Source organism: Acrocarpospora macrocephala (assembly GCF_009687865.1).
GTDB classification, from domain to species: Bacteria; Actinomycetota; Actinomycetes; order Streptosporangiales; family Streptosporangiaceae; genus Acrocarpospora; species Acrocarpospora macrocephala.
The window spans coordinates 1-12,244 of the sequence record NZ_BLAE01000046.1; the positions used below are offsets into that span (position 1 = coordinate 1).

The following is a 12,244-nucleotide window of genomic DNA, read 5'->3' on the forward strand; positions in this document are numbered from 1 at the left end:
GCTGGGGAGAGTTGGGTGTTGGGGGTGGTTTTGCCGGTTGTGGTGGTGGCGGATGTGTTGGTGGCGGCTACTCGGGGGCGGGGGTCGATGCGGGAGACGTTGGTTTTGGGTGGGGTGGTGCAGCCGGTTGGGCAGCTTGTTCTGGTAGGGGGTGCGCTGGTCGCGGGGGCGTCGGTGCCGGTGTTGGTGGTGGCTTGGGCGTTGCCTGCGGTGCCGGTGCTGGTGCTGGCGGGGGTTCGGGTTTCGAGGGATTCTTTTGGGTTGGTTGGGTGGGGGGAATTCTGGCGGTATATCGGGCCTCGGTCGGTGGCCAGTGGTGTTCAGGCGGTCTTTCAGCGGCTGGATATCGTGGTGGTCGCTCTGTTGGCGGGGCCTGCTGAGGCGGCTATGTATACGGCTGCAACGCGGTTCAAAGTAGTTGGGCAACTCGTCAGCCAGGGGCTCGCGCAGGCCGTACAACCCCGGCTGATTCGGGCGATCGCCGATGGCGACTCTGACAGGGCGAAAGCGCTCTACCGGCAGGCCACCCGGACGCTGATGGCAATCACCTGGCCGGTCTGGATCGGCTACGCGGCCCTCGCCCCCTGGATTCTCGGCCTGTTCGGACCAAGTTATCCCCAGGCTGTGGATATCGCCCTCGTCCTCTCCGCCACGATGATGATCGCCACGGCGTGCGGCATGGTGGACGTGGTCCTCATCGCGTCCGGCCGCACCACCGCAAGCCTGATCAACGTCATCTCCGCAGTAGCGGTCACCATCGCCATCGACCTGGCCCTCGTCCCATCACTGGGCGCCCTCGGTGCGGCTCTCGGCTGGTCCGCCGGCGTGCTGGTGAAGAACATCCTCCCCCTAGTCCAGCTGTACGGCTTCCGCCCGAGGATCGCCACATGACCATTCTCGTCACCGGCCTCCCCCGCAGCGGCACCAGCTGGACCGGCCGCATGCTGTGCGCCTCCGGCGAACTCGTCTACGTCAACGAACCCCTCAATCCGGAACGCCACCACCCAGGCGTCCTCAACACCCCACCCCCCAACCGGTTCCAATACATCTGCGAAGACAACGAACCAACCTGGCTCCCCGCGTTCACGGACACCACCGCGCTCCGCTACCGCTTCCTCGCCGAACTACGCCACAACCGGCGCCCAGCAGCCCTCGCCCGCCTGCTCAGAACGGGCACCGCGTTCACCCTCGGCTGCCTGCTCGGCCGCCGCGCCCTCCTGGACGACCCGTTCGCCCTGTTCTCCGCCGCCTGGTTCGCCTCCCGCCTCAACTGCCGGGTAATCATCCTGATCCGCGACCCGGTCACGTTCACCGGCAGCTGGCAACACCTCGGCTGGACGGTCTACTTCCACGAACTCCTGGAACAACCCCTGCTCATCCGCGACCACCCGAACCTGCTCGCCCTCCGCGACCACGTCGGCTCCCAGGACCGCATCGCGAAAGCCGCCGCCCTCTGGCGCGCCGCCCGCGACGTGACCGACACGATCACGCACCCGAACATCCGCGTCGTCTCCTACGAAACCCTGGCCGCCGACCCCCTCTACGGCTTCCGCGACCTCTACGCCTGGTGCGGCCTCACCTGGACCGACCGATCCGCACAGTTCGTCCGCCGCGCCTGCACCGGACCTTCAACCGAACGCGCCTTCACCTGGTCGGGCTTGTCCCGCACGGCATTCCAGCGCACCGACAGCGCGACAGCCGCCGCCCGAACCCGGCTCTCCCCCGAGGACGCCTCCCGCGTACGATCCCTGGTCTCTCCGTCAACGGCGGCCCGCGAACGTACTTGTACACGGGCGGCGGCACCTCGGTGACGATCCCCCAGTGCACGAACCCGACCACCCTCATCAGCGGCGAGGTGACGCCTGGGGGTACCGCCAACAACGTGACGCTCACTGTGGACGGGGTGCGTTACACGCCCCCGACCGGCACATGCCACACCAATTCCGCCTTCTACGACAACCCGTTCAACTGGGGGATGCCGAAGGCCCTGCCGGGCGGCCGGCGGGGCCTTCGGCATCTTCGGCCGCGCGGGATGTTTTTGTCGGGATGAGGAAACCGTTCAACCGAACAGGGCGATTCTCCAAATGGGCGGTCGAAGTTTTGGATTTGGGCGCTCTTGTCGGCATTTCCGACTAGGCTGACGTGTCCGGCAATCCTCCAGGAGATCTGATGCTGGTCGAGGAAATGGCTGATCGCCCCCAGTCCCCACCGTCCCAGAGCACATTCCTCTCCAATGCGACGAGGTACCTCTGCGCCGCCGCATATATCGATCCCGCCTTCCGGGATAAAGTGGTCGACGAACTTCTCGCCGACAACAGGGCCGTCGCACCCTCGTACGGCGGGCTGGACGTGTCCCCGGTGCTGGCCCACTGTCTGCGGTCGCAGCGTTTCTCCTGGATGCGTGACGGGGCCATCACCGTGCTCATGCTGCTGGGCGTCCTGCTCAACCCCGCCTCGCTAGGCGTCCTGCTCCTGGCTCTGCCCTTCGCCCTGCTGGCCTTGTCGTTCGTGAAGGAGAGACGGGTCCTGCGGGTGGTGGTGATCATCTGGGCGGCCTGGAACGCGCTCACACTGATCGCATCCCTGGCCGTCACCACACTCCTGGCCCTGCTGTCCACCGGTGCCCCTCTGATCGGCGGCCTGAACAGCCTGGCCCCCCGGCGGAACGTTGCTGATCAGATAGCCGTCAGCCTGGCCAGCCTAGGAACAATCTTCACAATTGCCGCATTCCTGGTAGGAATCGCCTACTGGGTTGGCCAATACATTCTTCTCTCCAAATCCTTCCGCCCTGGCGAGCCGCACGTCATCCCATTCACCGACTACGGTACGGACGTCCGACGCCAGAATTACATCAAAAACGCACAGTGGGGCAATTTAACCCTCTACGACGGCGAAGACCCCTTCATCGGCGCGGGCGCCACCAATCGCGCCTGGTCCATCGTCGTCGAACTCGACCGTCGCCGCCCCGAACACGGCAAGACCTCCGGAACCCGCCGCAACACGGCCATTGACCCCGTGCAGCTCCATACCTTCGTTCGGGAACGCCTCGCCCAGATGCGGGACGACGTCGTCAACCCCGAAGAGAGCATTGTCCGCCTCGCCATCAAGGATCATCTGACGGCGCCAGGCACGTTCCGTCGTCCCGACTGGAACACCAGTTTCCCCCGCGAACCTTGGCTGAACCAGAGCCACCCCCTCATCGACGAGCACGGCTTCCCCCGCTTCACCCTCGACGACGACGCGATCCAGGCCGTCATCCGCCATCCACAGGGCGCCATGCGCTACTACCAGCGCGTCACCATCGGCGCGGAAGGCCCACCGGTCACCAAACCCGACGGCCAGGCCGTCATGCCCGGCATCGACCGCGAAATCGACATCTCCGCCTTCATCTACCTCGCCGTCGAAGGCCGCATGTTGTACACCCAGTTCCTGGTCACCGCCCTGCCACCCTGCAAGCGGGAGTACCACATCATCGACGTGCTCCCCGCCATGACCTCACCCGTACAAGTCGCCCTTCAGGCCCTGCGAGCCGTCCGACTCCAGCTCGCGGCAGAGATCCTTTTTGCGCCCTTCCGCCTGGTCGGCCTGATCTGGCGGGAACTCATGAAGGCCATCACTAAGCCCAATCCCGCACGTTTCCGGGTGTTTCCCTTCGGCTCCCGCCAGAGCGTACGGGAACTAGGCGCCGAACCCGAGCCGACCAGCTTCATGCAGGTCCTCGACATCGACAAGTACAGCAAGCTCATTTCCCAGCGTCTCACCGAGGCCGTCCTGGACTACCTCGAAGACCAGGAAATCGACACCGCCATCTACCGTCAGCAGGCCTCCACCGTCGTCAACTACGGCGCACTGATCACCGGCGGCACTATCACCGGCCCCGTAGCCGCCGGCGCCGCCGCCACCGCCACCCAATCCCGCTCCAACTGACCAAGCCCACAACATCAATCTCTCCGAATCAGGGCCGATCGATATGAGCGAATCCGTCAACCACGGCATCAGCATCTCAGGGGGCAATGTCTCCGGTCCGATGGCCGCCGGGAACCAGCCCCAAGCCATCCAGAACATCACCCAGACAGCAGCCGCCAACGACCTGCTCGCCAGGATCGACGCCCTTCTCACCCAACACGAAACCACCCTTGACGACCCCGCCGCCGCCCGTGCCGAACTCGACCGCATCGGCACCGAACTCGCCCTGCCCACCCTCGACCAGAACACCCTCAGCAGCCGCCTGACCCGCCTGGCCCAGCACGTCGCGTCGGTCGCCACCCTCGCCGAAGCCGTCGCCGCACTCACCGCTCTACTGTTTCCCGTGTCCTAGAGCGCTGCGATATGCCCTCTCAAATGCCGACATGCATATGCGCGGCCCACTGGGCAGGGCTGGCCGGGAAGCGGTGCGAAGACGGGCATCACATACTTTGCGAGTGAGCGGTAGCATGCACACCATGTCGCGCGGCGCACAAAACCCACCCGACTGGTTCTTGTACGAGCAGAGCGTCGCATTTATTCTCGCACAAATAGACGCCGACGCCGTTGTCGAGCACCATGTCACCGTGATTGGCAGATTGAGTGGGCGACCGCGTCAGGTCGATATCCGAGTGACCGGAACCATCGCCGGGTGCGAAGTCGTCATCGCTGGGGAATGCAAGCATCTGACGAAAACTGTTGGAATAGACATAGTGGAAGGTTACCTGGCCAAGCTCGATGACGTCGGAGCAGATCTTGGTTTCCTGACGTCGTCGTCAGGTTTCACGGACCCAGCCCGTCAGCGCGCGGAAAGCTCGCGTTGTCCAAGATTATTGCTACAGCAAGTCCCGTACGCTGTGGGCAGGACTCTCACAGCATTGACGGGTCTACACCGGCGCTATGTTGACCTGTATCTAGCGCTTAACAATGACACCCTAAATAAGCGGCAAGCCTACAGCCTTTCTCGACGGTATGATGGCATGGCACGGCAGCTTCGCGAATTCGGAAGTTCCGGGGCTGAGGCACTGGCTGCACACGGTTTGCTATAACACTTGCCACCTCCGGGTGAAGAAGATGGAGCGGTCGGGTTTCCGTCGGGTCAGGTGAACAAGCGCCGTACCGCGCACACCAGGAGCAGGCGGAGTGCGAAGGGGAGATCGTCGATCAGATATCGGCGGGCCAGGCGGTTGGGCTCGGTGCTGAGGCGGTAGAGCCACTCCAGTCCGTGGTCGCGCATCCAGTGGGGCGCGCGCCGTACCGAACCGGCGGCGAAGGCGATCGCGGAGCCGCAGCCGACGAACCAGGTGGCCGGTAGGTCGGCGCGGAGGCGGTCGATCAGCAGGTCCTGTTTGGGGAAGCCGAGTCCGACGAAGACCAGGAGGGGGTTCGCGTCGAGCAGTGCCCTGCGCATCTGCTCGAATCGTTCGGGGTCGGTCTCGAACCCGGGCGTAGGAGCGTCCACCCCGGCGACGATGAGGCCGGGATAGCGTTCGCAGAGTGCGGTGGCCGCTCGATCCGCCACGCCGGGCGGGCCGCCGAGCAGGTAGATGGGCAGCCGGTAGAACGCCGCCGCCTCCGACAGCGACCAGATCAGCTCGGCTCCCGTGATCCGGGCCGGCAGTGGGCGGCCGAGTAGCCGGGCCGCCCACACCAGCGGCATCCCGTCGGCCACCGCCAGATCGGCTTTCAACACCAGCGCCCGCAATTCGGAGTTCCGCGAGCAAGCCCGGCAGATATCCACGTTCGGCGTGATCACATGGCCCCCGCGTCCCCGCCGGAGCGCCGTGACGACCCGGTCCACGACCTGGATCTCGGTCAGCCGATCGACCTCGATCCCGGCCACCGAGACCCGGCGTCGCCGCCGCCGGACGGTCTGCTCCGGCGCCGGACGCTGCCGGGGTATGGCGAGCAGCGACTGGATGCGCCCCATCAGATGCCGTGCCCCCGGGTGTTCAGCGCCGCGAGCACGGCGTGCGCGGACACCAGGCCGGTCGCGACGGCCAGCGCGATCGGCGCGCGGAGCTCGCCCCGGCGGGCCGAGAAGGCGCGCAGCGCCCACCGCCCGGCCTCGCGCCGCCGCCCGAGCGCCGCATGGTGGAAGGCGAGCTGACCGTAGACGCGAGCCGCGCCGGTCGGGTCGGCGCCCAGTTCCGGATGCCTGGCCAGCATCCACTCCAGCCCGGCGATGCGATCCGCCCAGCGAGTCACATACTGGGAGCCTCCCCAGCGGACCCGCACCAGCGGACGATCCACATGCACGATCGGCTGCCGCCTGGCCGCACGCAGGGCCAGATCCCAGTCCTCGTTCTGGCCGCCTGGAGCGCTCTCGTCCACCCACAGCGCGCCGCGCCGGAACAGGAACGTGGAGGAGTGCACCATCATCATCCGCGACCTGACCAGGTCGGCCACGGTCACCTCGGAGCGGCCCGCGGTGCGGGGGACGACGCGGGAGCCGTACTCCACCTCGATGGCGCAGGAGGCGAACTCGGCGTCGCCGAGGGCGGCGATCTGCGCGGGCAGCTTGCCGGGCAGCCAGAGGTCGTCGTCGTCGCAGAAGGCGATCAGGTCGGTGGTGAGCGCGGCGATGCCGGTGTTGCGCGCGCCGGGAAGGCCGGGGCTGAGCCGGTTGGGCAGCACCCGGACCCGGCCACGGGTGGCCGCCACGACGTCCGCGATCTGTTCCGCGACGTCGATCGGATCGCCTCCGTCAGAAACGACGGCAACCTGGGCGGGATTCTGCCCCAGCACGCCTTCGAGCGCGGCGCGCAGCGGGCCCGGCCGGTCGCCGCGCGTGGGGATGACAACGCCGACGGACGGGTTCATGTCTCGGTCTCCGGAACTAGTAGGTCAGGCGGTAGCCATACCGCAGCAGGAAGGGAAGGGTGATCAGGGTGACCGCCCAGCGGTGCGGGAAGGGCAGGGCGGCGTGGTTCTCGCGGAATCTGATCCGGCCGACCGCGAAGCGCATCGGGTTGCCGGAGACGGTGTGGGCGACGCCGAGGCGGGCCTCGTGGCCGACGAGGAACGCGAAGTCCGGCTCTCCGCACGGCAGGCCGAGGCGTTCGGCCAGCCGGCGCAGCGTCCGCGTCGGCTCCTCGACCAGATCCTCGTAGTGCACCCGCAGCACGGGCACGCCCTTGACGCGTAACACCTCGTACGCGAGGTTCTGCACCACCCAGTGCACGGCGGTCCTGGCGGGGGTCCAGCGCGCCATCGGCCTGCCGTCCTCCGGGCGTGCCACCTTCCTGCGCCACGACGCGGCCACCGCGCGGGGATCACGCACCACGTGCACGACCTGCAAATCCATGATCGCCGACAGGCAGTACGCGAGCGAGGCATGCTTGCTCGAATCCACCACCACCCGGCCGTTCACTATCTCAGCGGCGGCCGCGTAGATCCGGTAGTAGGACGCCACATACTCGGTCAGCAGCGCCTCGCGGCTGATCAGGCCGAACGCGAACACCGGCACCCGCCGGGTCCGGTCCACCTTGCCGCGCAGCTCCTGCAGGCGCTCCGCCTTGGCGGCCCGCCAGCCGCCGAACGCGCGTTCCCCCACCTTGTGCCAGAACGGGCACTGCGAGAACGACTGGCGGCAGCCGCACGGCTCGTCGGCCTGCACGCCGCGCCGCCACAGATGCACGACCTCACCGAGCGGCGCGACCCCGGGCAGCTCTCCGAGCAGGCGCTCCAGCAGCGTGGTGCCGCTGCGGCCGAGCCCTCCCACAAAGATCACCGGCTGAGCGTCAGACACGAGCACGACCCCCGAAGTGGATACGGAACGTGCCGACGCTAGCGCGGAGAGTAACTACTTGTTCACGGAACGTTAAATGATCTACCTGATCAGAGGATCATCCCGGCCCCGACGGTGCCGTTGCTGGCCTCGTCGATCAGGATGAAGCCACCGGTCAGCCGGTTCCTGGCGTAGTCGTCCACGAACAGCGGCTGGGTGATGCGCAGCGACACCCGGCCGATCTCGTTGAGCGACAGCTCGGCGGCCGTCTCGTCGCGGTGCAGCGTGTTCACGTCCAGCCGGTAGTGCAGGTCCTTGACCAGGGCGCGCGCGGTCCGCGTGGTGTGCTTGATGGTCAGCTTGGCCCGCGGGCGCAGCTTCACGCTGTCGGCCATCCAGCAGATCATCGCGTCGATCTCCTGGGTGGCGAGCGGCTGGTTGTTCGGGCGGCAGATCATGTCGCCGCGCGAGATGTCGATGTCGTCCTCGAAGCGCAGGGTGACCGCCATCGGCGGGAACGCCTCGTCCACCGGACCGTCGAAGGTGTCGATCGCGGCGATCCTGGTGGCCATCCCGGACGGCAGGTGCATGACCTCGTCGCCCGGCTTGAGCACGCCGCCCGCGACCTGCCCGGCATAGCCTCGGTAGTCGTGGAATTCCGTCTTGTGCGGGCGAATGACGTACTGCACGGGGAAGCGCACGTCGACCAGGTTGCGGTCGGAGGCGATGTGCACGTTCTCCAGGTGGTGCAGCAGCGAGGTGCCCTGATACCACGGCATGTTCTCCGAGCGGGAGACGACGTTGTCGCCGTGCAGCGCGGAGATCGGGATGAAGGTCAGGTCGCTGGCGTTGAGCTTGGACGCGAACGAGGTGAACTCCTCGCGGATCTCCTCGAACCGCTCCTCGGAGTAGTCGACCAGGTCCATCTTGTTGACCGCGAGCACCAGGTGCGGCACCCGCAGCAGCGTGGTCAGGAACGCGTGCCGCCGCGACTGTTCCAGGACGCCCTTGCGCGCGTCGATCAGAATGATGGCCAGGTCGGCCGTGGAGGCGCCGGTGACCATGTTCCTGGTGTACTGAATGTGCCCGGGCGTGTCGGCGATGATGAACTTGCGCTTGGGCGTCGCGAAGTAGCGGTAGGCCACGTCGATGGTGATGCCCTGCTCGCGTTCGGCGCGCAGGCCGTCGGTGAGCAGCGAGAGGTCGGTGTATTCGGTGCCGCGGTCCCGGCTGGTGCGCTCGACGGCTTCCAGTTGGTCCTCGAAGATGGCCTTGGAGTCGAAGAGCAGGCGGCCGATCAGCGTGGACTTGCCGTCGTCCACGGATCCGGCGGTGGCGAACCGAAGGATGTCCATCAGAAGTACCCTTCCTTCTTGCGGTCTTCCATCGCCGCCTCGGAGGCCCGGTCGTCGGCCCGGGTGGCGCCGCGTTCGGTGATCCTGGTCACCGCGATCTCTTCGATGATCTCGCTCACCGTGGCGGCCGTGGAGTGGACCGCGCCCGTGCAGGTGATGTCGCCGACCGTGCGGTAGCGCACCATCGCCTCGAACAGCGGCTCGTCGTCGCCGCGCTCCAGCACGTCCGACTCGGGGAGCAGCATGCCGTCGCGCTCGAACACCTTCCTGGTGTGGGCGAAGTAGATCGTCGGGATCTCGATGCCCTCCCGGCGGATGTAGTCCCAGATGTCGAGCTCGGTCCAGTTGGACAGCGGGAACACCCGGATGTGCTCCCCCTTGCGGATCTTCGCGTTGTAGAGGTTCCACAGTTCGGGCCGCTGGTTCTTCGGGTCCCACTGCCCGAAGTCGTCCCGGAACGAGAACACCCGCTCCTTGGCCCGCGCCTTCTCCTCGTCCCGGCGCGCGCCGCCGAACACCGCGTCGAACTCGTGCTCCTCGATGGCGTCCAGCAGCGTGGTCGTCTGCAGCCGGTTCCGGGACGCCCGCCGCCCGGTCTCCTCGACCACCCGCCCGGCGTCGATCGAGTCCTGCACGGACGCCACCACCAGCCGCGCGCCCAGCTCGGCCACCCGCCGGTCCCGGAAGTCGATGACCTCGCTGAAGTTGTGGCCGGTGTCCACGTGCATGAGCGGGAACGGGATCGGCGCCGGCCAGAACGCCTTCTCCGCGATGCGCAGCATCACGATCGAATCCTTGCCACCGGAGAAGAGCAGGCAGGGGCGCTCGAACTCGGCCGCGACCTCACGCATGATGTGGATCGCCTCGGCTTCGAGGACGTCGAGCTGCGACGTCGTGTAGTCGCGCTGAAGCATTGGGGGCTTCCTAAGATTGGGGATGGTTACACAGGCCGATGCAGGTCACGGATGCCGGCGAGCAACGTCGGCGCCAGATCCGGTAGGCAGACCAGGATATCGGGCAGGGACGGGTCGGCTTGGTTGTAGGTCAGCGGCGAGCCGTCGATGCGGCTGGCGTGCGCTCCCGCGGCGAGCGCGACGGCCGCCGGAGCGGCCGAATCCCACTCATACTGGCCACCGGCGTGCACGTAGGCCTCGACCTCGCCGGTGAGCACCGCGCAGATCTTCGCGCCCGCGCTGCCGATCGGGACCAGGTCGGCGCCGGCCAGATAGGCGAGTTTCTGTACGAACTCGGGCGGCCTGGTGCGGCTCACCGCGATCCGGAATCGGGGGCCTTCATGGCGCGGCAGCCTGGGGGGCTTGCCGGTCGACAGCGTACGGCCCTGCGCGGGCAACGCCACCGCGCCCGCCGCGAGCTCGCCCTTCTCCCAGAGCGCGACGTGCACCGCCCAGTCCGCCCGCCCGGCCTCGCCGAACTCGCGGGTGCCGTCCAGGGGGTCGACGATCCACACCCGGCTCGCCTTCAGCCGGGCCGGATCCTGCCGGTCCCCTTCTTCCGACAACACGCTGTCGCTCGGGCGCAGGCGTTCCAGCGATTCGGTGAGGAAGCGGTGGGACTCGCGGTCGCCCGCGTCCTTGAGCGCTTTGGGGTCATCGAAGCCGTATCGGGCGCGCAGGCGTAAAAGCTTCTCGCCTGCCTCCGTCGCGAGGTCTTCGGCTAGGGCGTGGTCGTCTCTGATCGTCATTTTCTCAGTACGCTCCTGCTCCGCGTGCCACGGCCGACCACGTCTTCCAGAGGATTTGAAGATCCAACATCAGGGACCAGTTCTCGACATAACGCAGGTCCAACCGTACCGATTCCTCCCAGGACAGGTCGGATCTGCCGTTCACCTGCCAGAGGCCGGTCATGCCGGGGCGGACCAGCAGGCGGCGGCGGACGTCGTCACCGTAGCGGGCCACCTCCTCTGGCAGGGGCGGGCGGGGGCCGACCAGGGACATGTGGCCGTTGACCACGTTGATGAGTTGGGGGAGCTCGTCGAGCGAGTGACGTCGCAGGCGGGCTCCGAGTGGGGTGATCCGGGGGTCTCTGCGGATCTTGAAGAGCACCCCGTCGGCGTCGCTGACCAGCTGGATCTTCCGGTGTTCGGCGTCCTGGGCCATGGTGCGAAATTTCAGGATGGTGAACTCCTGGCCGTCCCGGCCGACCCTGGTCTGGCGGAACAGGGCGGGGCCCGAGCTGGTCACCCGGACGGCGATCGCCAGCGCGAGCAGCAGCGGTGACAGCAGGATGAGGACCACGCCCGCGACCAGGCGGTCGAAGCCGTTCTTGATCAGCCGCCGGACTCCGGCCAGTTCCGGATGTTCCACGTGCAGCAGGGGCAGGCCCGCCACCGGGCGGATCGTGGTGCGCGGCCCGGCCACCTCCATCAGGGCCGGCGCCACCACCAGGTCGGTACGGCTGCGCTCCAGCCGCCACGCCAGCCGGCGCAGCGCGATCCCGTCGAACTCCGGGCAGGCGAGCACGGCGACCGTGTCGGCGTTGATGCGGTTGACCACCAGCGGCACGTCGGAAAAATCGCCCAATACGGGGACTCCGACGTCGGGGCCTTCCTCGGGGAGGCAGGCGGCCACGATGTCCATGCCGTGGTAGCGCTCGCGGCGGAACAGGCGGACCAGGTCGGCGACCGCTTCCGGGTGTCCGACGGCGACGACTCGGCGCATGCACTGGCCTCGGGATCTTCTGCGGTGCAGGCCGCGGCGCAAGCCGTACCGGCCGAGGAGGGTCAGAATGGTCATGAGCGGGAGGGCGAGTACGACGTAGCCGCGGGCCAGGTCGGTCTTGGTGACGTAGGCGGCGATGGCCACGGCGGCGATGATCGCGATGCCCGACTGGGCGATCCGGCGGAACTCCTCGGAGCCGACGCCGATCAGCCGGGGTTCGTATACGCGGTTGAGGGCCATGACGATCACCCACAACAATGGCAGGGTTCCGCTCAGCAGAACGTAAGGCTCCACATACGGAGTGACTTCCCCGAATCGCAGGACCACCGCCGCGGCTCCGGCGAGAAAGGCGCAGGTGATGTCGGACATGGCGGCACTCACCCGATACCGGAGGGTCCAGGTCGGCGTCAGCTTTCGCTCCGGCACCGGTAGCGCCCGGTCGACGACGACCGCCCGCATCTCGCCGTCCCTCACGCATACCTCCGTGTAACCGTACGCATACCTACCGTTAATTGGCC

The 12,244-nt window shown here is 67.3% G+C and carries 11 protein-coding genes; 4 read left to right on the top strand and 7 right to left on the bottom strand.

Going from position 1 to position 12,244, the window contains the following annotated elements:
- Window positions 1-87: 87 nt before the first annotated feature.
- The 4 genes from Amac_RS34570 (at window position 88) to Amac_RS34590 (ending at window position 4,318) form a co-directional block, all read left to right on the top strand.
- On the top strand, window positions 88-891 hold the full coding sequence (locus tag Amac_RS34570; protein WP_246268928.1) for a lipopolysaccharide biosynthesis protein: 804 nt from the start codon (window positions 88-90) through the stop codon (window positions 889-891).
- Entirely contained in the window at window positions 888-1,811 is a 924-nt protein-coding gene (locus Amac_RS34575) for a sulfotransferase (protein WP_155358633.1), read from the top strand. Before Amac_RS34570 ends, Amac_RS34575 begins: the two co-directional genes overlap by 4 nt.
- A 358-nt stretch (window positions 1,812-2,169) precedes the next feature.
- A complete protein-coding gene (locus tag Amac_RS34585; protein ID WP_155358635.1) occupies window positions 2,170-3,927 on the top strand; it encodes an AbeC-like domain-containing protein in 1,758 nt (585 codons plus the stop codon).
- Between the two features lie 43 nt (window positions 3,928-3,970).
- Window positions 3,971-4,318 carry a hypothetical protein gene (locus Amac_RS34590; protein ID WP_155358636.1) on the top strand — a complete coding sequence of 116 codons (348 nt, stop codon included), beginning with the start codon at window positions 3,971-3,973 and terminating at the stop codon, window positions 4,316-4,318.
- A 744-nt stretch (window positions 4,319-5,062) separates the two neighbouring features.
- Here Amac_RS34590 and Amac_RS34600 read toward each other — a convergent pair.
- The 7 genes from Amac_RS34600 to Amac_RS34630 form a co-directional block, all read right to left on the bottom strand.
- Window positions 5,063-5,893 carry a WecB/TagA/CpsF family glycosyltransferase gene (locus Amac_RS34600; RefSeq protein ID WP_155358638.1) on the bottom strand — a complete coding sequence of 277 codons (831 nt, stop codon included), beginning with the start codon at window positions 5,891-5,893 and terminating at the stop codon, window positions 5,063-5,065.
- Window positions 5,893-6,786, bottom strand: a complete 894-nt coding sequence (locus Amac_RS34605) for a glycosyltransferase family 2 protein (RefSeq protein ID WP_155358639.1) — start codon at window positions 6,784-6,786, stop codon at window positions 5,893-5,895. Before Amac_RS34605 ends, Amac_RS34600 begins: the two co-directional genes overlap by 1 nt.
- Before the next feature lie 16 nt (window positions 6,787-6,802).
- Window positions 6,803-7,696 carry a sulfotransferase family protein gene (locus Amac_RS34610; protein ID WP_246268917.1) on the bottom strand — a complete coding sequence of 298 codons (894 nt, stop codon included), beginning with the start codon at window positions 7,694-7,696 and terminating at the stop codon, window positions 6,803-6,805.
- A gap of 107 nt (window positions 7,697-7,803) precedes the next feature.
- Window positions 7,804-9,048, bottom strand: coding sequence for a sulfate adenylyltransferase subunit CysN (gene cysN / locus Amac_RS34615; protein ID WP_155358640.1), 1,245 nt, complete (start codon window positions 9,046-9,048; stop codon window positions 7,804-7,806).
- Window positions 9,048-9,962 carry a sulfate adenylyltransferase subunit CysD gene (cysD, locus tag Amac_RS34620; protein ID WP_155358641.1) on the bottom strand — a complete coding sequence of 305 codons (915 nt, stop codon included), beginning with the start codon at window positions 9,960-9,962 and terminating at the stop codon, window positions 9,048-9,050. Before cysD ends, cysN begins: the two co-directional genes overlap by 1 nt.
- Before the next feature lie 26 nt (window positions 9,963-9,988).
- On the bottom strand, window positions 9,989-10,750 hold the full coding sequence (locus Amac_RS34625; protein ID WP_155358642.1) for a 3'(2'),5'-bisphosphate nucleotidase CysQ: 762 nt from the start codon (window positions 10,748-10,750) through the stop codon (window positions 9,989-9,991).
- A gap of 4 nt (window positions 10,751-10,754) precedes the next feature.
- Window positions 10,755-12,185 (bottom strand): sugar transferase, encoded by a 1,431-nt coding sequence (locus tag Amac_RS34630; protein ID WP_155358724.1) that lies wholly within the window; start codon window positions 12,183-12,185, stop codon window positions 10,755-10,757.
- Between the last annotated feature and the right edge of the window lie 59 nt (window positions 12,186-12,244).

Bases quoted from the DNA above. Each gene is read 5' to 3' on its own strand.
- Amac_RS34590 (WP_155358636.1), top strand. From the start codon at position 3,971: ATGAGCGAATCCGTCAACCACGGCATCAGCATCTCAGGGGGCAATGTC.
- Amac_RS34585 (WP_155358635.1), top strand. From the start codon at position 2,170: ATGCTGGTCGAGGAAATGGCTGATCGCCCCCAGTCCCCACCGTCCCAG.
- Amac_RS34575 (WP_155358633.1), top strand. From the start codon at position 888: ATGACCATTCTCGTCACCGGCCTCCCCCGCAGCGGCACCAGCTGGACC.
- Amac_RS34570 (WP_246268928.1), top strand. From the start codon at position 88: ATGCGGGAGACGTTGGTTTTGGGTGGGGTGGTGCAGCCGGTTGGGCAG.
- Amac_RS34630 (WP_155358724.1), bottom strand. From the start codon at position 12,185: ATGCGGGCGGTCGTCGTCGACCGGGCGCTACCGGTGCCGGAGCGAAAG.
- Amac_RS34600 (WP_155358638.1), bottom strand. From the start codon at position 5,893: ATGGGGCGCATCCAGTCGCTGCTCGCCATACCCCGGCAGCGTCCGGCG.
- Amac_RS34625 (WP_155358642.1), bottom strand. From the start codon at position 10,750: ATGACGATCAGAGACGACCACGCCCTAGCCGAAGACCTCGCGACGGAG.
- cysD (WP_155358641.1), bottom strand. From the start codon at position 9,962: ATGCTTCAGCGCGACTACACGACGTCGCAGCTCGACGTCCTCGAAGCC.
- Amac_RS34605 (WP_155358639.1), bottom strand. From the start codon at position 6,786: ATGAACCCGTCCGTCGGCGTTGTCATCCCCACGCGCGGCGACCGGCCG.
- cysN (WP_155358640.1), bottom strand. From the start codon at position 9,048: ATGGACATCCTTCGGTTCGCCACCGCCGGATCCGTGGACGACGGCAAG.